A 22,631-nucleotide genomic window follows, 5' to 3' on the forward strand; every position below is an offset into this window, starting at 1 on the left:
GTTGCTAAGATTATGAGGAACTAAGTTACTGAGTTTTTATTGGATATTTGAACTATTATTTTCTACTTATTTTTATTATTTCATCTTCCTGATAAAGTTTTAAAAGATCTTTCCTGGAATAATGAACTTTTTGATTTGAAAAATTTTCGGATTTATCCAAATCATCAACTTCGTATGGCATATAGGCGTCAAAATCGTTATGGGTAGTATAGACACTGTCTCTGGTTACTTTGTCAATTCTCATGTTCGAATAATAACCGTTTGAAAACTTTAAATTATAAACATCTCCCTCAATTGGATTTTTTATAAGAATACCGGTTTCATCCTTTTCTTCAAAATAATTACTGATTGAAAAAATAATAAATCCAGCTAAAATAATTGAACCTAAAAACATCCAGGGTGTAGCATCTAATTTTTTATTTCTTAGTTTTAGTTGAATACTTTCAGATAAATCTTCGTAATCAAAATTTTCATCGCAATGATTGCAATTAATAAAAACCGTCTTACCAACCGGAAACAAAGGAACTAAAGTAAGATGGGTATATCTTCTGTAAATGCTAAAATGCAATGTGTTTTCTTCGTTACATTTTGGACATTTTTCATTTAAAATTATTCCGTTTTTTATGTTTGAATCACGGGTTCCAACTAAAACCATCATAGATTAATGTGTGCATTATATTAAAAAAATAAGGTGCTGAAATCTTAGAATTTCAGCACCTTAGTATCTTTAGTTATTTATGCTAAAGCCAGCTCAATAGCATTTGTAAATAAATCTTCAAGAGTTATTCCGGCTGCTTTGGCTTGTTGCGGAATCAGACTTTCTGTGGTTAATCCCGGGATGGTGTTCATTTCGAGCATGTGCGGTTCGTTGTTTACGATAATGAATTCGCTTCTTGAGAATCCTTTCATTTTCAATACTTCGTAAGCACGTTTGGCTGTTTCGCCAATTTTATGTGTCAGTTCGTCTGAAATTCTCGCAGGTGTAATTTCCTGTGATTTTCCTTCATATTTGGCTTCATAATCGAAGAAATCATTGTCTGATACAATTTCGGTGATCGGTAAAACGATGATTTCGCCTTTGTAATTGATAACACCAACAGAAACTTCTGTTCCGTCAAGGAAACTTTCGATGATGATTTCGTTGTCTTCTTTGTAGGCTACTTCAATAGCGATTGGTAATTCGGCTTCGGTTTTTACTTTTGAGATTCCGAAACTTGAACCGGCTTTGTTTGGTTTTACGAAACATGGCAACCCTACTTTTTTAACGATTTCGGCAGTATTAATTTCGTCTCCTTTGTTCAGGTAATAAGAAATCGCAGTTTTGATTCCGTATGGTTTTAAAACTGATAACAAATCACGTTTGTTGAAGGTTACGGCAGCCTGATAATAATCGCATGAAGTCTGCGGGATTCCCAGTAATTCAAAATACGCCTGCATCAGTCCATCTTCGCCCGGTGATCCGTGAATGGCATTGAAAACACAGTCAAATTTGATTTTCTCACCGTTTACGGTTACAGAAAAATCGTTTCTGTCAATCGGGAATTCAGCATCATTTTCGTCAACGTAAACCCATTTTTCTTTGAAAATATGAATTCGGAATCCGTTGTATTTTGTTTTGTCAAGGTATTGTTTTACTACGTTTCCGCTGATTAGAGAGATTTTATATTCGCTTGAATATCCGCCCATGATGATGGCTATGTTTTTCATTTTGTGTTGGTTATGTGTTTAATCGTTATTTGTTAATCGGAATTTTATTTTGAAAGCGAGTGCCCTAGCCCCGATAGAGCCGGTATCTCCCGATTTAGAAAAACAAGGCTTTTTAGCCGTAGTTTTTGTTAAACGGGAATATAGGCGAAAGCGGGAAAAAGCTCCTAATTATTCGCTTTACTGTTTTAAACAAAATTATCATTTTTTTTGAAACGAAATAGCTTTATCTTTGCGTTCATCTAAAAATAAATTTATGAGTTTACGTAAGTATTTAACGAGCCGTGTGTTTTTTTTACAAGTGTTGGGTGCAGCTGCTATTATTGCTGTTATAGGCTATTTGTTTATGCACTGGCTGACGTTTACAACAGATCACGGACACGAAATTGCGGTTCCGGATTTATCGAAACTGACTGAAGAACAGGTAGAAGAAAAACTGGATGAACTGGATTTGGATTATGTGCTTTTGGATAGTGTTGATTACAGAAGCGAATATCCTAAATTTAGTGTGGTAGAGCAGGATCCGCTGCCGGGAACAAAGGTAAAAGTTGGAAGAAAAATATATATTAAAATTAATGCATCAGGATTTTCGTCTGTTCGAATTCCGGATTTAATTGAAAAAACGTATCGTGAAGCGGTTCCAACGCTGAAAGCTTTAGGACTTCAGGAAGGAACGATTACCTATATTCCGAATCTTGGAAAAGACATGGTTTTGGAGATGCGTTACAAAGGAAGAAACCTGAAGGTAGGTGACCGTGTGCTGAAAGCGTCTAAAATCGACCTGGTTTTAGGAGACGGAAAAGCAAGTTATGTAGATGAAAGTGAGGCTGTAGACAGTACTGCTGCGCCAATTGAAGAAACCCCGGCTGATGAACAATAATAGTGAAGAAAATTTAGATCTGGAAGACGAGTTATTCGAACATTACAGATTTGAAGTCCCAAAAGGTCAGGCATTTTTGCGTATTGACAAATATTTGATGTATTTGATTCCGAACGCCACACGAAATAAAATTCAGAATGCGGCAACTAACGGAAACATTTTTGTGAATGATATTCCGGTTAAGTCAAATTACAAAGTAAAACCTTTTGATGTGATTACAGTAATGTTGTCGCATCCGCCATTTGAGAACAGAGTAGATCCGGAAGATATTCCACTGGATATCGTTTATGAAGATGAGGCGCTTTTACTGATCAATAAACCACCCGGATTGGTAGTGCATCCGGGACATGGTAATTATACCGGAACTTTGGTGAATGCCCTGGCTTTTCATTTTGAAAATCTGCCAATGAACAGCAGCGAACGTCCAGGTTTGGTTCACAGAATCGATAAGGATACGTCCGGACTTTTGATCATAGCCAAAACGGAAGCTGCAATGACGCATTTAGCAAAACAATTTGAGGCTAAAACCACAGAGCGTGAGTATGTCGCTCTTGTCTGGGGAAATGTCACTGCAGACAGCGGTACCATCGAAGGAAATCTTGCAAGACACTTAAAAGACCGTATGCAAATGGCTGTTTTTGCGGATCCTGAAATCGGGAAACCTGCTATTACGCATTATAAAGTTCTGGAACGTTTTGGTTATGTGACTTTGATTTCATGCAGACTGGAAACAGGAAGGACACACCAGATTCGGGCACATATGAAACATATTGGTCATCCGTTGTTTAATGATGAACGTTACGGAGGTCATTTGATTTTAAAAGGAACGACTTTTACTAAATACAAACAGTTTATTGAAAATTGTTTTAAAGCTTTGCCACGTCAGGCACTGCATGCTAAAACACTTGGTTTTGTGCATCCGAATTCGGGTGAAATGATGCGTTTTGATACCGAATTGCCTCAGGATTTCCAGGACTGTATTGAAAAATGGCGTAATTATTCGAAATCACATCATGTTGAGGATGAAGAGAATTAATTAGATAATGTGGCAATTTGTCAATTAGATAATTCTACTAAATATTTTTAAAGCTCCTGATGGAGCTTTTCTTTTTATAATTGTGGGAATTTTGAAATTCAAAAATTAGCGAAGTATAAAAATCTAATTTCCTAAATGAGTAAGTTTGTAAGATAGTAAAGACTGCTTATGAAATATATTTTACCTGTATGAAAAACAATTTCGATCTTAGAACGGTAAATGTTACGCGTTATATCACGCCTTTGCGCGAGGGAGGATCTTTACCCGCTTTGGCAGAAGCCGATGACGATTTTAAATATGTCCTGAAATTTAGAGGTGCCGGACACGGCGTAAAAGCTTTGATTGCCGAATTGGTAGGCGGACAGATTGCAAAAGCCCTAAAATTACAACTTCCGGAATTGGTTTTCGCTAATCTCGATGAAGCTTTTGGCCGTACGGAAGCCGATGAGGAAATTCAGGATTTACTACAGGGAAGTCAGGGACTCAATTTGGCGCTTCATTTTTTATCAGGCGCTATTACGTTTGATCCCGTTGTAACAACCGTTGACGATAAACAAGCTTCGCAGATTGTCTGGCTGGACGCTTATATTACCAATGTTGACCGAACTTTTAAAAACACCAATATGCTGATCTGGCATAAGGAATTATGGCTGATTGATCACGGTGCGTGTTTATATTTTCACCATTCCTGGAACAACTGGGAGGAGCATGCCAAAAGTCCGTTTGCTTTGATTAAAGATCACGTTTTACTGCCTCAGGCTTCATTGTTGAAAGAAGTCGATGCTGAGTTTAGATCGATTTTGACTCCTGAAATATTAGAAGAAATTGTCAATACGATTCCGCTGGAATGGCTGCAATGGGAAGATACAGATGAAACCCCTGAAGCCTTGCGAAACGTGTATTTGAAGTTTTTACAGACCCGATTAAACCATTCCGAAATTTTCGTAAATCAGGCTCAAAATGCAAGATAATCACTTATATGAGTACGCCGTAATTCGTGTGGTGCCAAGGGTAGAGCGCGAAGAATTTCTGAATATCGGAATCATTTTGTTTTGCAAAAAAGCCAAATTTATAAAAGTATTGTCGCATATCGATGATGCCAAAATACAAGCCCTTTCCAATGATTTTGATATCGAGCAGCTGCATTGCAATATAACCGCACTCAAGAAAATTGCAAGTGGCGACAAAGATGGCGGGCCAATCGGAGAAATGGATATCCCTTCCCGTTTTCGATGGCTAACAGCGATTAGGAGTTCTGCCATTCAGACTTCAAGACCTCATCCGGGTTTGTGCGCGGATTTGGAAGAGACAATTCAGAGGTTGTTTGAAGAACTTGTCTTGTAACCTTTTTTTACCATATAAGTTATATAAGATAATTTAAGTTTTGTTTTAATGAATCTCGCAAAGACCAGAAGGCTCAAAGTTTTTTGTTTCACGCCGATTCTGCAGATTATAAACAGATAATCTTGCGTGCATCTGCTTAAATCTTTTTAAATCTGCGTGAAAACTTTGCGAATCTCTGTATTGCCTTTAGTGCATCTCTGTGGTACTACACTTAAGCTTTTCTTTAAAATAGCAGAAGTGTTTTATCGTCTTAAAACCGCACATTTTTCATAATTTATTTATTTGGGTTAATTCTTGTTTTTTTGAGTTAATATTTTGTGTTGAAATACTATAACTTGTATCAAAACAATAATCCAAATTTAGATTACAGAATGCGCTCAAAATACCTATTGATTTTTATTATTTTATTTTCTATTACAGTAAATTCTCAAATTTTAGAACCTATTATAGAATCTAAAAAAGATTTCCGGGCTGCAGATTCACTGTTGAAAGAACCTAGTTTTTCGGTTCACAGGGATAATTATTTTTTGACAGGAATACCAATCAATAAGCATGTCACCAGTGATAATGCAGATGTTAAATATCAGGTGAGTTTTAAGCTGAGATTGAATTCAGAGCCATTATGGGGAGGTTTTTTTCCGTATTTGATGTACACCCAAAAAGCTTTTTGGGATATTTATGCAAGTTCTAAGCCATTTGAAGAAATTAATTTTAATCCGGGTGTAGCTATTGTTCGTCCGTTTTATTTAAAAGGAGGAAGACTTACCTATGGGGCAATATCACTAGAGCATGAATCAAATGGCAGGGATTCCATTTATTCACGAACCTGGAACATGCTGGCTTTCTCTTTAAAATCACAGATTTCACCACGCTGGATAGTGGGTTTGAGAGGATGGTTTCCTCTTGTGGATAAGGACGATAATCCCGGACTAACCAAATACGTAGGTTATGGCGAAGCGAGTGCCACTTATCAGATACAACCCGGACGATGGAGTGCAGATATTCTTTTCAGAAAGGGAAGCGGCCTTATTAATTATGGGTCTTTGCAGACACAGTTAAACTGGAGGCCATACAAAAACGAAAATTATTATCTCACGCTTCAATGGTTTGTAGGCTACACAGAAAGTTTAATATACTATCAGGAGCATAGAAGCATGATACGTTTGGGATTTACAATTAAACCTGAGAATATGGGGATTTTCTAAGGTTAAAAGCCATTTTTTTTATAAAAGGATATTTTCTAAATTGACTTTGCGTCTTCGCGACTTTGCGAGATTGAAAGAAAATGTTACGAATCTCTGTATAACCCGTAACGAATTGAAAATAGCTATTTAAGGATTAAAAAAAAATTTCACGCAGATTCTAAAGATTTGAGCAGATTTAAAAATGATAATCTGCGTATATCTGCTTAAATCTTTTTAAAATCTGCGTGAAAGACTTTGCGAAGTAAAAAAACTTAGTGAATCTCTGCGTAACACTTTGCGAATCTTCGGCAAAACTCTAAAGTTTCTTCTCCAAATAAATAAACTCCAAAGGCTCATCAGAAACCGTAACATGAATACCACTCTCAGGAAAAGCCTCACGCTCGCCTGTATCCACATAACCATGACGTTTATACCACGCAATAAGTTCCTCACGAACCGAAATAACCGTCATAATTATACTAGACAATCCCAAAGCTTTCGCCTGATTTTCTGCTTCAGCCAACAGCTTTTTCCCGATGCCCCTGTTTTGAAGTTCAGGCGAAACCGTCAGCATTCCGAGATACAATTGATTTCCTTTTTCAACTAATAAAACCGAACCAGTAATTTCCTCATTTTCAGTAAATTTAAGAATCGTGTTTTTTGGATCCATAAAGATTTCGGTCATTTCTTGTTCGTCGGTTCTTTTACCTTCGAGTAAATGCGCTTCGGTTGTCCAGCCTTTTTTGGAGGATTCTCCTCTGTAAGCGGAGTTGATTAATTTTGCTAATGCGGGAATATCCTCTAAAGTTGCTTTTGTAATCATGTGTTGTAACTTTAATCCAAATTAATATTTTGGAGTATTCTGTTTTACCTTTTGAATTAATTCATTTTCTTTTTCAATCATTTTTACAAAAGGGTCATTTTTAGGCAAATGTTCTTTTTGATATTTTTCAATAAGAGGAAGAGTTAATACGATTTTCAGTGTATTATGATAATCGTATATACTGTTTCGCTTTTGGTTAATAGTTTTTATTAAGACTTTCAAATCAGTTTTTTCAGAAACATATTTTTCTTCACTTTTTTTAATCAGATTTAGAATCTTTTGCTTCATTATACTATCAGTAATTAAATCTGCCTGATTTCTTGCAGAAAGGTAGTAATCATTTGATTTCTGATCATAGCCATAGTAGCTATTTAAAGTATCTTGAGGATTAAATTCATTTAATTCACTTTCTAAAGCTTTTAATTTGGGAGATTTATTCACAAGCTCTGAATACAAATCATTTACTAAATCATTAGGAGATCGAAATCTTCCAAAATCAATACTTTTTCCCTGTAATGCTTTTGGTTCTTCATTACTTCTGTTAACGGTTTCATTTTCCTTACAGGATGTCAAAAGTATTAATGATAATAACGCGCAAATTCGGATCATAGTTCTATTGTTTGTTTGAGTGAAAACGAAGCTACAAAAAAAGTGTTCATTTCTTATTTAAAATTGTACGGAAATATCTGAAAAAATATTGAAATTTGTATAAAACCCAAATCAGTAAAGTATGAGCAGAAAACACTTATTCGAATTTGAAGATCAGCAATGGCTTCCGGAGTTTATTAGAAATTACATGACTGACTTTCTACAGTTTCTTTCTAATAAAACTGCGATGTACAAAGGCATAGTTCCGATAATCGAAAAAGGACTAAAACAAAGTCAGACCAATCAGATTATTGATCTCGCCTCTGGCGGCGGCGGCGGACTCATCTGGCTCAACACCGAATTGAGGAAACACAATCCCGATTTAAAAATCCTGCTCACGGATTATTTTCCCAATATTCCCGCATTCGAACACACACAAAAACAAGCCGATAATTTCGATTTTGTAAAAACTCAGGTTGATGCCAGAAATGTTCCTGAAAACTTAAAAGGACTTCGAACGCAATTTTTGTCCTTTCATCATTTTAAACCCAAAGACGCACAGCAGATTCTGCAGAATGCGATTGACAGCAACAGTTCAATCGCCATTTTTGAAGGGCAGGAAAGAAGTTTTCAGAGTATTATGGCAATGATTTTTTCTCCGTTTAGCGTTTTGGTGACAGCACCGTTTATAAGACCATTTCATATTGGTCGAATCATTTTTACTTATCTGATTCCGATTGTGCCGCTTTTAATAGTATGGGATGGCGTAGTTTCTTCTTTACGAACGTATTCTGTTGAAGAAATGGACGAATTGGTTTCTAAATTAGATAATAAAGAAAATTTCAATTGGGAAGTTGGAAGGGTAAAATCCGGACCGACTAAAATTTTGTATTTATTAGGAACGAGGAAATAAAATTTACAATTACGTCTTAAGGGTAATCTCTGCAAGCATTTTCGCCATCAAAATCCTCAATCTTTTTCGACTTCGAACGGAGATTGTTTCTCCAATTCACTTAGTTGGCGTTCTCCTTCTCCTTTGTCGGGATAGCAATAGTCAGTGTAGGTCTGTAATTCACCTAAAACTTCTTGAAAGCCATTTTATATTACTTTACGTAAAGGCTGCTGAATTCAATTCAGGTTTTTGTACACATGAGCGTGATTCCGCGCTGACAGGGAGAATTTAATTTAAATTTTTTTATTACGTACTTGCGCGGTTAATTTGTTGAGAATAGAAATGAAGTACTTAAGTATAAATACTTATTTTTTTTCAAAAAACTGCGTTTTGGCAGTTTTTATTCCAAGTTAAGCTTTTAATTTTGCTGTACAAATAAGTAAAATACTTAGACGTAAGTTGGATACTTATAAAAATAAACAGTACTAAACGATTAAATTTTTTTGATATGAGTTCAATTTCAACAAATCAACCGCTTTCAAGTTTAAATATTTTTAGTGGCAAGGGAGTTCAGATGCGTACCTTCCATATTACATGGTTAACATTTTTCTTTTGCTTTTTTGCATGGTTTGGTATGGCATCACTTATGCCAATCGCCAAAGAGCAATTGCACCTGACAAAAGACCAATTGGGTAACATTCAGATTGCGTCGGTATCGGCAACCATTATCGCCAGATTATTAATAGGCCGATTGGTTGATAAATTTGGGCCAAGAATTATTTATACCTGGTTATTAGTGATTTGCTCCGTACCGGTCTTACTGATTGGTATTTCACAATCGTATGAAAGTTTCCTGTTTTTTAGATTGGCTATCGGAGTTATTGGTGCTTCTTTTGTAATCACACAGTTTCATACTTCAGTAATGTTTGCCCCATCCATTAAAGGAACTGCCAATGCTACAGCAGGAGGATTTGGTAATGCAGGTGCCGGTCTGGCTAATATTACCATGCCTCTTATTGCAGCCGGATTTGTGGGATTAGGAGTGTGTACTAAGGAAGACAGCTGGAGATATGCCATGATTGTTCCCGGAGTACTATTATTGGTTTTTGCTTTTTTATATTTACGATTTACCAAAGATTTGCCAAATGGTAACTATAAAGAACTTGGAATAGAAACAGCCAATAAAGAAAACACCTTTATGCTGGCTGTAAAAGACTACCGTACCTGGGTTTTGACCATTGCTTATGCAGCTTGTTTTGGTGTTGAGATCACTATTGATAATTTTGCTCCGATTTATTTTACAGATACTTTTGGTGCCAGTTTGAAAACGGCAGGAATCTGCGCAGGTATTTTTGGATTAATCAATCTTTTTGCAAGACCATTAGGCGGAATCGTTGCCGACAAAGTAGGTAAGAGATATGGTTTTTCCGGAAAAAATTTATTGCTTGCCTTACTGCTTCTTATAGAAGGTGTAGGTGTTATCTTCTTTGGTATGACAAATCAATTAGGGCTTGCTATCTTTTTAATGTTCTTGTTTGGAATGAGTTTAAAAATGGCAAATGGAGCAACTTATAGTCTTGTGCCTTTCGTGAATCCAAAAGCGGTAGGCAGTGTTGCCGGAATTGTAGGAGCAGGCGGAAATATAGGAGCGATGCTGATTGCTTTTCTGTTCAAAGCTAAAGCGGTTAAATTTACGAAAGACGTGATTGACGAAAGCGGCGTATCACAAACCAAGGATTTGATTGATTACACAAGTGCTTTTTATGTATTGGGAATCATTATTTTGGTAACAGGATTTGTAGTTTTGGCTATAAAACTTTTAGTTAAAGATAAAGAAGAAGAGAAATTACCTGCAGCTGTGAATTTAGCGTACCAAACAATAAAATCTTAAATTTACAAAAACGAAATAGTATCTGTTTTTTGTTTAAAAAGAAAGGCTTTCCGGATAAAGAGAGCCTTTCTTTTTTGGAATATTTTGTAGTAAGTTCAATTAGATTACTTTGCGTCACGAGCGGGATGCTTGCGCCAGCCTTGGGAATTTTGTATTTAAAGTTTGTCTTTCTTTGTGTTCACGAGCGGGACGCTCGTGCTAGCCTTTGGGAAAATGTCTTTGATTTTGGAACAAATTTATTAAATCATACAAATCAGATAAGGCTCTTTATAGATTGTTTATTTAGGCAATTTTAGTTAGTTTTATAAAAAACTTCCTTATGAAAAAAGCAATTGCAATTATTTCAGTCATATTATCTTTTTTGGGATTGATGAGTGTTTTTCTGTATTCATTCGAATACCGTGAATTAATACCATTTTTTTCTGTTCTTCCGTTTAGTAAATCGGAATTATTAAGAGAATATTTTCATGATTTTGGAATCGTAGACTTGTTTTTTTACGTGATTTTTATAGTTGGTATAATTGTTTATTTAGTTTCAAAATATAAGGAAACAAGGCTTTTACGATTTATATATTCAGTGATTTTAATTTCAAAATTTGTATTTGTTCCTATTTGGATTTACAACTTTTATCTTTCTGCTAAATTAAGAACATTACATCCTGAGTTAGATACCAATTTTAGTTGGATTTATTCGATTCTATATTATATATTTCATATTTTGATAATTGTTATTTCTTTTAGAATTATTAAATATTTAAATTCCCAGCGAGAGTTGGATTTTTCTGAAAAAGTTTATGGAGAACATATTTCAAAAGTATATACTGTTGCAACAAAAGGACAACGATTTTTTAATTATTTGATTGATAGTTTTGTATGGTTAATTATTTATTCATCAATATTTAGTGTTGTCAAAAATTTGGTATATATGTATTCACAAATAGATAGTGCTGCATTTAATAATACTTCAATAGAACATCGATTTGAAAGTGATTCATCTAAAGATTTTATTGTTTTTTTGTATTTGTTATCATTCCGATTTGTTTATTATTTATTTTTTGAATTAGTTTTTAAAGCAAGTCCAGCGAAGTTTTTAACCGAGACAAAAGTGATGGATTATGAAGGGAAACCAACTAATTTTAAAGGGATTTTTCTAAGAAATTTTTGCCGTAATATTCCTCTTAATCCTATTACCTTTTTGTTTGGTTATAATTTACATGATAACTGGTCAGCTACTGAGGTATTTCAGGAGAAAAGAATTGGAGTTTCGGGAAATAAATATCTACGCTGTCTTTTTACAATAATAGGTGTCTTGGTTGTACTATGTTTAGGACAAACTTTTTATAGCAAGCATCAAAAAGAAAGCTATCAACGGCAAGTTTATGAGCAAAAAATAATACATAATAAGCTCGCTGTTTCAAATCTTGTAATTGGGGATATTATAATAATTCATCATTATGGTTCTAACGATTATGGACAGTATATATTAAAAGTTATTAAAATAATAGGAGATAAGATATATTTTAATAAGATTGATTCTAATGATTATAATTATCCAGATGACGAATCAATTATTAGAAATAAAGAAAAGTACTTTTTCAATGAATTGGACAGTTTTTCGGTAAATAAAAAAGATTTATCGAAAGCAATAATTTCAGCAGAAGAATGGTTGAAAATTGAAAATCATGAAGTTAATAATCCTGATGGATTCGGTTTTAAATTATTAAAAGATAATAAAAATTATTTTATATTAAATGTAATTGCATTAGGGAAACCTATCCTTAAAATTGAAAAAGGAGTATCATCAGAGCTGAATTACAAAGTTACGGAATTGAATCTTAGAATTAGTAATTTAGGAATTTCATCAAAATTAATTGCAGTAAAAAGTAATCAGGATGATGTTTCGTGGACTGTTGATAACACAATAATTCCAGTACAAATCCCTGTTTTTAGAGGCAATTATTCGAATGATTCCGTATTGAATTTAAAAGGAAAAGGGGATAATATTAAGAATTCCGATTTTACTATTTCGGTGCAAGATTCTTTAGGGAAAAAATATAAGTATCAAATATTATCTAATAATGGTGATTCCGATGTTATTATTAAGCCATTATGATTTTTGTAATTTAAATTAAATAAAAAAACCGCAGCACAAATTATAAAATCTGTGAATCTGCGGTTTAATTTTTAAATGGATTTATTTTACACCAAGAAATTCTTCAACTCCTCATAACTAGAAATCTTCACACTCACTTTCTCCTCATTAATAACACTCTCAATCTGTGTTGGAATCGGAAGCGTAATTCCTAATGCAGGTTCAACCACATCAAGGAATTTAATTGGATGCGCCGTTTCTAAGAAAATACCAATGGCGTTAGGATATTTTTCAAGTTCTTTTTTCAAACCTAAATAACCAACAGCACCGTGTGGTTCTGCGATATAGCCGTCTGTGTTATAAATTTTCTTTAGAGCTTCAAGAGTTTGTTCATCAGTATAGCTATAAGAAGAGAAGTCTTTTTCGAAAGCTTTTAAGTCATTATTGTACAATTCCTGAATCCTGATAAAGTTACTTGGGTTTCCAACGTCCATGGCGTTAGAAATTGTTGCTTTAGAAGGTTTCGGGTCGTAATTTCCGTTTTCTAAGAATCTTGGCACCGTGTCGTTTACGTTGGTAGAAGCTACGAAATGTTCAATTGGCAAACCTAATTTTTTTGCCATAATTCCTGCACAGATATTCCCGAAATTTCCGCTTGGGCAGGAGAAAACCAATGGTTTGTTTTGGCTCTTTAACGCTTTGTAAGCAAAGAAGAAATAAAACATCTGTGGTAACCAGCGCGCAATATTAATAGAATTCGCCGAAGTCAGGTTTTTATGCGCTAAAGTTTCGTCTAAAAATGCTTTTTTCACCATATCCTGACAATCGTCAAAAACACCGTCAACTTCCAAAGCCTTGATATTCTGTCCTAAAGTCGTCAATTGTTTTTCCTGAATATCGCTCACTTTTCCGGATGGGTATAAAATCACAACATCTACACCATCAACACCAAGGAATCCGCTCGCCACAGCTCCGCCTGTATCTCCCGAAGTTGCTACTAAAACAGTGTTTTTAGAATCTTTTTTGTCTTTATTGAAATAACCCAGACAACGTGACATAAATCGTGCTCCAACGTCTTTAAACGCCATTGTAGGTCCGTGGAATAACTCTAATGAATAGATTCCGTCTTCAACTTTCACTACCGGAAAATCAAAAACAAGTGTTTCAGCAATGATTTCTTTTAGTTTTGCTTCTGGTATTTCGTCGCCTACGAATTGTTTAATCGCTTCAAAAGCAATTTCTTCGTGGCTTAAACTTTCGATTGTATCAAAAAAAGAAGGATCTAAAGGCGTGATGTTCTCAGGGAAATATAATCCTTTGTCACTCGCTAATCCTTGTATTACCGCTTCCTGAAACGAAACTTTTGGGGCATTATGGTTTAAACTGTAGTATTTCATTTTATTTTAGATTTTTGAAAATGCAAATTCCAATATTTTGAAAATGCAAATTCCAACAATTATATTCGGTTTTCTTGTCATTTCGACGGAGGAGAAATCACACCAGAAACTCGACAACAGTAGGTTGCTCTCCCTCAGTGATTTCTCCTTACGTCGAAATGACAAACTGTGTGTATTTACGTTGTGTCTTTACTTTTCGGGGCTTCGACTTCGCTCAGCCTGACAAACTTTGTCTTAATTCTTCGTACTTAATACATTTTACAATTCACATTTCACATTTTACAAAATCCTAACTCCATCCGGATTAATCTTCGAAACGTGAATTTCATACGGCAAATTCATTTTTTCGTAAACCTCGCTCATGGCTTTTGCGATTTGGTCTGCAGTGTTTTTTCCTCGGCTTAAAGCGAAAATAGATGGGCCAGAACCTGAAATTCCCGAACCTAAAGCACCATTTTCATAAGCCGTTTGTTTGATTAGATCAAATCCCGGAATCAAAACGCTTCTTAATGGTTCCACGATTTCATCATGAAGTGAACGTCCGATCAATTCGTAATCTTTGGTATATAATCCTGCGACTAATCCGCCTACATTTCCCCATTGCATAATGGCGCTTTTTAGGGAAACGGTTTGTTTCAATACCGAACGAGCGTCAGAAGTTTTCAATTCGATCTGCGGATGAACCACCGTTGCGAATAATTCTTCCGGACTGTCGATTCTGATGATATCAAGCGGTGCGTAGCTTCTTACCAAAGTAAATCCGCCTAAAAGGGCAGGAGCAACGTTGTCAGCGTGCGCGTTTCCGCTGGCTAATTTCTCACCCTGCATCGCAAACTGAACCAAATCTTTTCTGGAATAGGGTTTGCCAAGCAATTCATTGATTCCGAAAACCGCTCCGGCAGAACTGGCAGCACTGCTTCCGATTCCGCTTCCGGCTTTGATGTTTTTATAAATTTCAATTTCGAAACCAAAATCCAGTTCGTCTAAAGTTGCTAACATTGCCAATGCTGCCACACCCGAAACATTTTTTTCTGTTTCCAAAGGCAGATCAGCCCCCACAATTTTAGTAATCCGAACGCCTTTCTGATCTGATTTTCGAACGATCATTTCGTCACCCGCATTGTCTAAGCAAAGTCCAAGCACGTCAAATCCGCACGAAAGATTCGCAATTGTAGCCGGGCAAAAAAGTTTAATCTGAGTCATAAAGTTTTAAAGTCTTAAAGTCGAAAGTCTTGTTGAATGTCATAAAAGTCTTTTTCTTTCCGACTTTATGACATTCGACTTTCAGACTAAATTATACGTTTCCAATTCTAATAACATCCGCAAAAATTCCAGAAGCCGTAACAGCTGCACCGGCTCCGGCACCTTTGATCAATAAAGGCTGATCTACGTAACGATCGGTGTAGAACAAAACGATATTGTCTTTTCCTTCCAGATTATAAAAAGGATGATCTTTTGGAATGAATTGCAACCCTACGCTTGCTTTTCCGTTTTCGAATTGTGCTACATATTTCAATCTTGAATCTTTCGCTAAAGCTTCTTCGTAAATTCCGTTAAAATGAGCAGCATGTTTGATTAACGAAGCAAAAAAGTCTTCATTATTGGTTGTCGCTAAACATTCGGCAGGTAAAAACGATTCGTTGGCGATGGCGTCAATATCCATTTCGTAACCGCTTTCGCGAATTAAGATTAAGATTTTACGGGCAACGTCGATTCCGCTTAAATCAATTTTTGGATCCGGTTCTGTGAATCCCTGAACTCCGGCTTCTTTTACCACATCGTGAAAAGAATTGTTTTTATCGAAATTGTTGAAAATGAAATTCAGACTTCCGGATAAAACCGCCTGAATTTTATGCACTTTATCGCCTGAAGCAATTAGATTTTTCACCGTATCGATAATTGGCAATCCCGCACCTACATTCGTTTCAAATAAAAACGGAGCGTTGTACTGGCGAGATAAGCTTTTTAGTTTTTTATAATTGTTATAAGCAGAAGAACACGCAATTTTGTTGCAGGTTACAACAGCAATACTTTCTTTTAAGAATTTCTCATACATTTCAGAAACGCTTGCATTTGCTGTAATGTCTACAAAAATGCTGTTACGCAGGTTCAATTCTCTTGCTCTTGCGATGAATTCTGTTGCAATAGCAGGTTCGCCTTTGTCTAAAGTCGACTGCCAGTCTTTAAGGGAAATTCCATCTTCGTCAAAAATCATTTTTCTGGAGTTTGACAAAGCAATCACGCGAACATTGATTTTTAAAACATCTTTTAAGAATTTCTTCTGGCTGTGAATCTGCTCGATGAATTTCTCACCTACATTTCCAACACCCATTACAAATAAATTCAGCTGTTTGGTGTTTTCCTCAAAGAAGTTTTCGTGTAAAGTATTCAGTGCTTTTTTGACATCTCTTTCGTTGATTACAGCAGAGATATTTCTTTCTGAAGCTCCCTGTGCAATGGCACGGATATTCACATTGTTTTTTCCTAAAGTACTAAACATTCTTCCGCTCAGCCCCTGATGGTTTTTCATGTTTTCACCTACCAAAGCTATAATGCAAAGGTCTTTTTCTACGATACACGGATCGATTTTATTTTGTAAAATCTCAACGTCAAACGCTTTGTTGATCGCTTCTTCTGCATTATCAGCATCCGAATTCAGGATTCCGATACAAATAGAATGCTCAGAAGACGCCTGAGTGATGAAAATAACATTGATTTTTTCGTGAGACAATACTTCAAACAAACGTTTTGATGAACCAGAAACCCCAATCATTCCCGGGCCTTCAAGTGTTAGTAATGAAATATGTTCGATATGGCTGATTCCTTTTACAGGAGTTGTCTGTTCTGAAATTTTGTTTGAAATCAAAGTACCTTCCGCTTCCGGCTCAAAAGTATTTTTGATAAGAATTGGAATGTTTTTTCTCAAAACCGGCTGGATAGTTGGCGGATACAACACTTTTGCACCAAAATGCGATAATTCCATTGCTTCCTGATACGAAATAGTCGCAATTGGCTGAGCCTGTTTTACAATTTTTGGATTAGCAGTAAACATTCCGTTTACGTCAGTCCAGATTTCCAGCTGTTCTGCATCAAGTGCTCCTGCGATAATAGCAGCCGTATAATCAGAACCTCCACGGCCTAAAGTAGAAGTGATTCCGTCAAGGGTCTGGGCAATGAATCCTGGTAAAATAGTAATTTTTGAATCATTTTCTGTGAAATATTCCTGAATCAAAACATTTGAAATTTCAAAATTCACAACCGCTTTACCAAAATCAGCATTTGTTTTAATCAATTCGCGGCTGTCTTTATAAACAGCATTTTTATCAATTTGCTGATATGCCTGCGCAATGATGAAAGAAGAAAGCAATTCGCCGAAACTCAAAACAGTATCAGCCGTTCTTGGTGATAATTCCCCCAATAAAAAGCATCCGTCCAATAAGGTTTCCAGATGGTTGATGATTCTTTTGATATGGCTTAACAAACTGCTTTGCTCGCTAACCGGAATTAATTCTTTTAACGTGTCAAGGTGTTTTTTCTCGATTTCAGCAACGACTTCACGGAAACTTTCGTCATTTTCAGCTGCTTTTGCTGCTGCTAACTGAAGCATATCGGTTACTTTGCTTAGGGCAGAAACCACAACAACCAGTTTGCCATCTTTAGCTTTTTGATTAACAATTTCGAGAACGAGTTTTATATTTTGCGCATTGGCTACAGAAGTTCCGCCAAATTTTAATACTTTCATTTTGATGTTTTTTTCTTTTATGCAAATATTTTTATGTATCCAAAGTCTTTCTTCTTTCAGAAAAAAGTATAGATAAACAGGATTATATGTGAAAATGTATACCCCTAAGGGGTTGTAGTTGTTGTAGTAGAAATAATGGTAGCAGCAATTGCAACTTCTGATAGAGTTGTCATTGTAGAGTGATATTTTACGCTGTTACTTTTCATTTTTGATTTTTCAAAAGTACAGTTTTTTGTAAAAGTTAAAAAGTTAAAATGCCTTTTTGCGAATATTTTAATAATTCAGATGATATAAAATCAATATTGAGTATTTGTTAAAATTAGATATGTTAAGTTGTGGTTTTGATATATTTCAATTGGTTTTAAAGGGTTGTTTACTTTATAGCTGAATTTGTTTTTAATTGGAAAATAAGCCCCAAATCATTATTGTTGGTCTCAATTTATTATTATGAAATAAATAATTTTCAAAAAATGCTTCTCTTTAAATTTTAATTATTGTGATAAAAAATTGCTTTTTAATGTTGATTTGTTGAATTTTGATGTTTTAATTTGAAATCACCATGAGGGAAATCCATTATATTAGTACTGAAACCATAACTTTAGAGACTTTACAGGAAATTTTAAGTCACGACAAGGCATTAGAATTGTCTGAAGAAGCAAAAGTAAATGTTCAGAAGTGCAGGGATTATCTGGATAAAAAAATGGCTTCACATCCTGAGCCTATTTATGGTATCAATACAGGTTTTGGATCGCTTTACAGTGTAAAAATTTCAGATGAAAACTTATCTAAACTTCAGGAAAATCTAGTGAAGTCCCATGCCTGCGGAACTGGCGACGAAGTTCCTGCCGAAATTGTAAAATTGATGCTGCTTCTTAAAATTCAGTCTTTAAGTTACGGACATTCGGGAATACAGTTACCGACATTAAACCGTCTGGTTGATTTTTATAATAATGATATTCTTCCTGTAATATTTACTCAGGGTTCGCTTGGAGCTTCAGGGGATTTAGCGCCTTTGGCACATTTATCTTTGCCATTATTAGGAGAAGGCGAAGTGTATCTTGAAGGAGAAAGAAAAGATGCTGCAGAAGTTTTAAAGCATTTTAACTGGGAACCAATTGTTTTGCAGTCAAAAGAAGGACTGGCATTGCTGAACGGAACACAGTTTATGGGCGCTTACGGTGTTCATATTTTGATGAAAGCTTACAAATATTCGTATCTGGCAGATTTGATTGGAACCATTTCATTGGAAGCTTTTGATGGCAGAATTGAACCTTTTAACGAATTGATACATTTTATACGTCCTCACAAAGGTCAGATTATAACGGCTCAAAGAATTAATGAGTTTCTGGAAGGAAGTGAAATCATTACGCAGCAAAAAAAACATGTTCAGGATCCGTATTCTTTCCGCTGTATGCCTCAGGTTCATGGTGCTTCAAAAGATGCGATTGATTATGTTAGAAAGGTATTCAAGACCGAAATCAATTCGGTTACCGATAATCCTAATATATTTATCGAATCCGATCACATTATTTCAGGAGGGAATTTCCATGGACAGCCATTGGCTTTAGCGTTGGATTTTATGGCAATTGCACTCGCCGAATTAGGAAGTATTTCTGAAAGGAGAACGTATCAGTTAATTTCAGGATTGCGAAATCTTCCGGCGTTTTTGGTTGATAATCCGGGACTAAATTCAGGATTTATGATTCCGCAATATACAGCTGCCAGTATTGCCAGTCAGAACAAACAACTGGCAACACCGTCAAGTGTAGATAGCATTGTTTCGAGTAACGGGCAGGAAGATCACGTAAGTATGGGGGCAAACGGAGCAACAAAAGCCTTGAAGGTTATGGATAACTTAGAGCGTATCCTGGCAATCGAATTATTAAATGCTTCACAGGCAATTGCATACAGAGAGCCTTTAAAATCAAGTGATTTCATCGAAATGTTTTTGAGTAGTTACAGAGAAATTGTGCCTTTGGTCAAAGAAGACAGAATTTTACATTATGATATTGAGAAGACTATTTTGTTTCTCAATAGTTTCCAAATTGAAAACGATTTGTTAACAATGGCTTAACATTGTAAAATATTATTGAAGTAATTTTGCACTATCAAAAATATAAAAATGTCAATAAACAGTATTTTCCAATTTTTAGTGCCGAAAGACAAGAAATTCTTTCCACTTTTTGAAGAAGCTTCAAGCAATTTAATTGAATTAGCTTCTAACTTACACGAAGCTGTAAATCTTCCATTAAAAGAAAGAGAAGTTCTTTTTCAGAAAATTGATGAATTAGAGCAAAAAGGAGAAGACATTACACGTCAAACCAATCTGGAGCTGAGCAGAAACTTTATCACTCCTTTTGACAGAGAAGATATTCATACCTTGATTACTTCAATTGATAACGTTGCCGATTACCTGCACGGAGCATCAAGCAGAATGAAATTGTATCAGGTTGATAAGATTACAAAATCAATCAGAAAAATGACCGAGATCAATCTTGAGGCCTGTCAAAACATTGACAGTGCAGTAAAAGAATTGAGAAATTTAAAGAATTTCAAAGTTATCAAAGATGCCTGTACCAGAATCAACAAACTGGAAAACAAATCTGATAACGTTTATAACAAAGCAGTTTTTGAAATTTTTGAAAACGAAACAGACGCTAAAAATATTATTAAATATAAAGAGGTGTTGTCTGTTTTAGAATCAGCAACTGACAAATGTAAGAGTGTTGCCAACATACTGGAATCTATTTCTGTAAAACATTCTTAATTCAATTTATTTCAATTCTGAAGTTATAATTTTATGACTATACTTATAATTATTATAGTATTAGCTTTAATTTTTGATTACATCAATGGTTTTCATGATGCGGCAAATGCTATAGCTACTGTTGTTGCTACAAAGGTACTGACACCTTTTCAGGCTGTAGTCTGGGCAGCATTTTTTAACTTTCTGGCTTATTGGGTTTTCGGATTTGGTGTTGCAGATACTGTTGCTAAAACTGCAGATACTATGCAAATAGATTTGGTGGTAATTTTAGCTGGAGTAATAGCTGCAATCTGTTGGAATTTACTGACCTGGTGGTTAGGAATCCCTTCTAGTTCTTCACACACATTAATTGGAGGTTTTGCCGGTGCTGCTGTGGCACATGCCATTGCGGTTCATGGTTTTTCTGGTTATGTTGGCGAAGATGGGACCACACATTACTGGTACGAAATTGTAAGCTGGTACAAAGCTGGTAAAGATGGAGGAATGCCCTCTGGGGTCATTATTATTATTGCTTTTATAGTACTGGCACCGTTAGTAGGGGCTTTGGCATCATACTTAATTTCTATTTGGCTTTTAAATGCTTCAAGAAAAAATATCTGGCCAAAAATATTTACAGTTCTTTTAATGATTGCAACTATTTGGTTTGTTTATACGCAAATGGTTCCTTATGAGGAAATTATAAAAGACGGACATAAGCCTCGTTTTGAATCTTCTGTTTTTTGGAGTGTTGCTTTTGAACCGCATAATATTAAATGGCTTTTAGTAGCGTTTATAGTATTGACTGTGAGTGCTTTTTGTTTGATATTTAGTAGTCTGAATCTTCATCAGGCAGATGGAGCATTAAAGAAAATGCAGTTATTGTCTTCTGCAGCTTTCAGTTTAGGTCACGGAGGAAATGATTCCCAAAAAGTAATGGGAATAATTGCAGCGGCAGTTGTAGTTTATATTAATACAAATCCTGGTGTTCATATGGATCCTTGGCTGGATGTTGCTCTTCCTTCAGAAGATGGTGCTTTTAGAATGCCGCCCTGGATTCCTCTGGCATGTTATTCTGCAATTGCTGCGGGAACTTTGAGCGGAGGATGGAAAATTGTAAAAACAATGGGTTCCAAAATCACAAAAGTAAGTTCGTTTGAAGGTGTTGCTGCCGAAACTGCAGGTGCTTTGACGCTTTATTTTACAGAGCATTTAAAAATTCCGGTAAGTACAACGCATACCATTACAGGATCTATCATCGGGGTTGGATTAACGAAACGTGTATCTGCTGTTAGATGGGGGGTAACCGTAAGTTTGATCTGGGCTTGGGTATTGACGATTCCTATTTCAGCTTTATTAGCAGGATTGGTTTACTTTGTATTGAGTGTATTTATCTAAGTGTGAAATGGTTTTTGTGAAATGTGAGTTGTAAATATCACATTGATATATCATAATAAAAAGCTGGTTTCTTAATTTGAAACCAGCTTTTTTTTGTTTTTTCTATTGTTTCCAGTTTAACTGCAATGCAAAACAGGTTTTTTCTCCTTTTGTAATGCTGAATCTGGAGTTTTCTTTATCATCGTTTTCGTGAATTTCAACCGTGTCTTTTAAAGACAGTTCTTTCATGAAATTCATTTCAAAACTTTGTACTTGTTGTTTCAGGATTTTTTTAGGTTCAACATGATCTAAACACCATTCGAGGTATTTGACATTATTAACGTGATTGACAATATCCAGATCCGATAAATAGACGGTTTTTTCAAACACAAATTCTTTTTCGTGGTTGATGTTTATTTTTGAAAAACCTTCTGTTGTGGCTCTTTTATCCGGAAATAGCTCAAAATGTTCAAACGGTAAGGCCAAAGCTTCAGGACGGCGTAATTGGGTGTTAAAAACAGCCCAATATGTTTCTGATCCTACTATTTTTTTTCCGTTGACATGCATTTCCAAAGCACGTACTGAGCGTGAATTTTCCAGACTGTTGATCCAGGTAGTTACCGTTACAATATCTCCTGATTTTGGCAAAGCGTCGACTTCTACACGCATTCGGCTTAAAACCCATGCCTGGTGAAATTCCTGCATATCATAAAAGCTGATACCGCCAATTTCAGAATGTGCTGCAGCTGTCAATTGTAAAATATTACAGAGATCTGTATATTTTAGGTAACCGCTAGGGGTACATTGTGTAAAATTGATTTCCCAGTCTTTGCTTAGAATGGATGTGAAGTTTGGTGATATTGGCATTTTGATTAAGACTTCTTAGATTGTTAGAATTTTAGATTTTTTGAAAATAGAATAAAGAGTAAAGAAGAAAG

19 protein-coding genes are annotated in these 22,631 nt (G+C 35.4%); 11 read left to right on the top strand and 8 right to left on the bottom strand.

The window, feature by feature from the left end; translation table 11 throughout:
* Positions 1 to 55 precede the first annotated feature (55 nt).
* The gene (locus GXM16_RS11775; RefSeq protein WP_163394641.1) at positions 56 to 658 is read right to left on the bottom strand and encodes a hypothetical protein; all 603 of its coding nucleotides are present in this window, start codon (positions 656 to 658) and stop codon (positions 56 to 58) included.
* A 77-nt stretch (positions 659 to 735) separates the two neighbouring features.
* Positions 736 to 1,707 (bottom strand): D-alanine--D-alanine ligase, encoded by a 972-nt coding sequence (locus tag GXM16_RS11780; RefSeq protein WP_163394642.1) that lies wholly within the window; start codon positions 1,705 to 1,707, stop codon positions 736 to 738.
* A 253-nt stretch (positions 1,708 to 1,960) separates the two neighbouring features.
* Here GXM16_RS11780 and GXM16_RS11785 point away from each other — a divergent pair, with 253 nt between their 5' ends.
* The 5 genes from GXM16_RS11785 to GXM16_RS11805 all read left to right on the top strand — a co-directional run bounded on the left by GXM16_RS11785 (position 1,961) and on the right by GXM16_RS11805 (position 6,169).
* Complete coding sequence (locus GXM16_RS11785; protein ID WP_163394643.1) at positions 1,961 to 2,584, top strand: PASTA domain-containing protein; 624 nt, start codon at positions 1,961 to 1,963, stop codon at positions 2,582 to 2,584.
* On the top strand, positions 2,574 to 3,620 hold the full coding sequence (locus GXM16_RS11790; RefSeq protein WP_163394644.1) for an RluA family pseudouridine synthase: 1,047 nt from the start codon (positions 2,574 to 2,576) through the stop codon (positions 3,618 to 3,620). The genes GXM16_RS11785 and GXM16_RS11790 overlap by 11 nt, the downstream gene beginning before the upstream one ends.
* A gap of 188 nt (positions 3,621 to 3,808) precedes the next feature.
* A complete protein-coding gene (locus GXM16_RS11795) occupies positions 3,809 to 4,591 on the top strand; it encodes a HipA family kinase (RefSeq protein ID WP_163394645.1) in 783 nt (260 codons plus the stop codon).
* Complete coding sequence (locus GXM16_RS11800; RefSeq protein ID WP_163394646.1) at positions 4,581 to 4,964, top strand: DUF3037 domain-containing protein; 384 nt, start codon at positions 4,581 to 4,583, stop codon at positions 4,962 to 4,964. Before GXM16_RS11795 ends, GXM16_RS11800 begins: the two co-directional genes overlap by 11 nt.
* 335 nt (positions 4,965 to 5,299) lie before the next feature.
* Positions 5,300 to 6,169, top strand: a complete 870-nt coding sequence (locus tag GXM16_RS11805) for a phospholipase A (RefSeq protein WP_244307518.1) — start codon at positions 5,300 to 5,302, stop codon at positions 6,167 to 6,169.
* A 295-nt stretch (positions 6,170 to 6,464) separates the two neighbouring features.
* Here the strand turns inward: GXM16_RS11805 and GXM16_RS11810 are convergent, their stop codons facing one another.
* The gene (locus GXM16_RS11810; protein ID WP_163394647.1) at positions 6,465 to 6,971 is read right to left on the bottom strand and encodes a GNAT family N-acetyltransferase; all 507 of its coding nucleotides are present in this window, start codon (positions 6,969 to 6,971) and stop codon (positions 6,465 to 6,467) included.
* Between the two features lie 21 nt (positions 6,972 to 6,992).
* Positions 6,993 to 7,580 (bottom strand): hypothetical protein, encoded by a 588-nt coding sequence (locus GXM16_RS11815; protein ID WP_163394648.1) that lies wholly within the window; start codon positions 7,578 to 7,580, stop codon positions 6,993 to 6,995.
* A gap of 121 nt (positions 7,581 to 7,701) precedes the next feature.
* Between GXM16_RS11815 and GXM16_RS11820 the strand changes: the two genes are divergently transcribed.
* From GXM16_RS11820 to GXM16_RS11830, 3 genes are all read left to right on the top strand, one after another.
* Positions 7,702 to 8,472 carry a class I SAM-dependent methyltransferase gene (locus tag GXM16_RS11820; RefSeq protein WP_163394649.1) on the top strand — a complete coding sequence of 257 codons (771 nt, stop codon included), beginning with the start codon at positions 7,702 to 7,704 and terminating at the stop codon, positions 8,470 to 8,472.
* Between the two features lie 487 nt (positions 8,473 to 8,959).
* On the top strand, positions 8,960 to 10,342 hold the full coding sequence (locus GXM16_RS11825; protein ID WP_163394650.1) for an MFS transporter: 1,383 nt from the start codon (positions 8,960 to 8,962) through the stop codon (positions 10,340 to 10,342).
* 319 nt (positions 10,343 to 10,661) lie between these two features.
* The gene (locus tag GXM16_RS11830; protein WP_163394651.1) at positions 10,662 to 12,455 is read left to right on the top strand and encodes an RDD family protein; all 1,794 of its coding nucleotides are present in this window, start codon (positions 10,662 to 10,664) and stop codon (positions 12,453 to 12,455) included.
* A gap of 86 nt (positions 12,456 to 12,541) precedes the next feature.
* Here GXM16_RS11830 and thrC read toward each other — a convergent pair whose 3' ends face one another.
* The 3 genes from thrC to thrA form a co-directional block, all read right to left on the bottom strand.
* A complete protein-coding gene (thrC, locus tag GXM16_RS11835) occupies positions 12,542 to 13,831 on the bottom strand; it encodes a threonine synthase (RefSeq protein ID WP_163394652.1) in 1,290 nt (429 codons plus the stop codon).
* A 279-nt stretch (positions 13,832 to 14,110) separates the two neighbouring features.
* Positions 14,111 to 15,034, bottom strand: coding sequence for a homoserine kinase (locus GXM16_RS11840; protein WP_163394653.1), 924 nt, complete (start codon positions 15,032 to 15,034; stop codon positions 14,111 to 14,113).
* A 91-nt stretch (positions 15,035 to 15,125) separates the two neighbouring features.
* Positions 15,126 to 17,573: a bifunctional aspartate kinase/homoserine dehydrogenase I gene (gene thrA / locus GXM16_RS11845; protein ID WP_163394654.1), complete on the bottom strand. Its 2,448-nt coding sequence runs from the start codon at positions 17,571 to 17,573 to the stop codon at positions 15,126 to 15,128.
* Positions 17,574 to 18,132: 559 nt separating this feature from the next.
* Here thrA and hutH point away from each other — a divergent pair.
* The 3 genes from hutH to GXM16_RS11860 are packed head-to-tail and all read left to right on the top strand — an operon-like array spanning position 18,133 to position 21,714.
* Complete coding sequence (hutH, locus tag GXM16_RS11850; RefSeq protein WP_163394655.1) at positions 18,133 to 19,647, top strand: histidine ammonia-lyase; 1,515 nt, start codon at positions 18,133 to 18,135, stop codon at positions 19,645 to 19,647.
* Positions 19,648 to 19,695: 48 nt separating this feature from the next.
* Positions 19,696 to 20,340 (top strand): DUF47 domain-containing protein, encoded by a 645-nt coding sequence (locus GXM16_RS11855; RefSeq protein ID WP_163394656.1) that lies wholly within the window; start codon positions 19,696 to 19,698, stop codon positions 20,338 to 20,340.
* Positions 20,341 to 20,373: 33 nt separating this feature from the next.
* On the top strand, positions 20,374 to 21,714 hold the full coding sequence (locus GXM16_RS11860) for an inorganic phosphate transporter (protein ID WP_163394657.1): 1,341 nt from the start codon (positions 20,374 to 20,376) through the stop codon (positions 21,712 to 21,714).
* A gap of 102 nt (positions 21,715 to 21,816) precedes the next feature.
* Here GXM16_RS11860 and GXM16_RS11865 read toward each other — a convergent pair whose 3' ends face one another.
* On the bottom strand, positions 21,817 to 22,560 hold the full coding sequence (locus tag GXM16_RS11865) for an acyl-[acyl-carrier-protein] thioesterase (protein ID WP_163394658.1): 744 nt from the start codon (positions 22,558 to 22,560) through the stop codon (positions 21,817 to 21,819).
* Positions 22,561 to 22,631 lie beyond the last annotated feature (71 nt).

The organism is Flavobacterium limi, from assembly GCF_010645075.1.
Classification (GTDB): Bacteria; Bacteroidota; Bacteroidia; order Flavobacteriales; family Flavobacteriaceae; genus Flavobacterium; species Flavobacterium limi.

What these genes read in the sequence shown, in the direction of transcription:
- GXM16_RS11810 (WP_163394647.1), bottom strand. Translation starts at nt 6,971, where the DNA reads ATGATTACAAAAGCAACTTTAGAGGATATTCCCGCATTAGCAAAATTA.
- GXM16_RS11815 (WP_163394648.1), bottom strand. Translation starts at nt 7,580, where the DNA reads ATGATCCGAATTTGCGCGTTATTATCATTAATACTTTTGACATCCTGT.
- GXM16_RS11865 (WP_163394658.1), bottom strand. Translation starts at nt 22,560, where the DNA reads ATGCCAATATCACCAAACTTCACATCCATTCTAAGCAAAGACTGGGAA.
- hutH (WP_163394655.1), top strand. Translation starts at nt 18,133, where the DNA reads ATGAGGGAAATCCATTATATTAGTACTGAAACCATAACTTTAGAGACT.
- GXM16_RS11775 (WP_163394641.1), bottom strand. Translation starts at nt 658, where the DNA reads ATGATGGTTTTAGTTGGAACCCGTGATTCAAACATAAAAAACGGAATA.
- GXM16_RS11820 (WP_163394649.1), top strand. Translation starts at nt 7,702, where the DNA reads ATGAGCAGAAAACACTTATTCGAATTTGAAGATCAGCAATGGCTTCCG.
- GXM16_RS11800 (WP_163394646.1), top strand. Translation starts at nt 4,581, where the DNA reads ATGCAAGATAATCACTTATATGAGTACGCCGTAATTCGTGTGGTGCCA.
- GXM16_RS11780 (WP_163394642.1), bottom strand. Translation starts at nt 1,707, where the DNA reads ATGAAAAACATAGCCATCATCATGGGCGGATATTCAAGCGAATATAAA.
- GXM16_RS11840 (WP_163394653.1), bottom strand. Translation starts at nt 15,034, where the DNA reads ATGACTCAGATTAAACTTTTTTGCCCGGCTACAATTGCGAATCTTTCG.
- thrA (WP_163394654.1), bottom strand. Translation starts at nt 17,573, where the DNA reads ATGAAAGTATTAAAATTTGGCGGAACTTCTGTAGCCAATGCGCAAAAT.
- GXM16_RS11830 (WP_163394651.1), top strand. Translation starts at nt 10,662, where the DNA reads ATGAAAAAAGCAATTGCAATTATTTCAGTCATATTATCTTTTTTGGGA.
- thrC (WP_163394652.1), bottom strand. Translation starts at nt 13,831, where the DNA reads ATGAAATACTACAGTTTAAACCATAATGCCCCAAAAGTTTCGTTTCAG.
- GXM16_RS11790 (WP_163394644.1), top strand. Translation starts at nt 2,574, where the DNA reads ATGAACAATAATAGTGAAGAAAATTTAGATCTGGAAGACGAGTTATTC.
- GXM16_RS11785 (WP_163394643.1), top strand. Translation starts at nt 1,961, where the DNA reads ATGAGTTTACGTAAGTATTTAACGAGCCGTGTGTTTTTTTTACAAGTG.
- GXM16_RS11795 (WP_163394645.1), top strand. Translation starts at nt 3,809, where the DNA reads ATGAAAAACAATTTCGATCTTAGAACGGTAAATGTTACGCGTTATATC.
- GXM16_RS11855 (WP_163394656.1), top strand. Translation starts at nt 19,696, where the DNA reads ATGTCAATAAACAGTATTTTCCAATTTTTAGTGCCGAAAGACAAGAAA.
- GXM16_RS11860 (WP_163394657.1), top strand. Translation starts at nt 20,374, where the DNA reads ATGACTATACTTATAATTATTATAGTATTAGCTTTAATTTTTGATTAC.
- GXM16_RS11825 (WP_163394650.1), top strand. Translation starts at nt 8,960, where the DNA reads ATGAGTTCAATTTCAACAAATCAACCGCTTTCAAGTTTAAATATTTTT.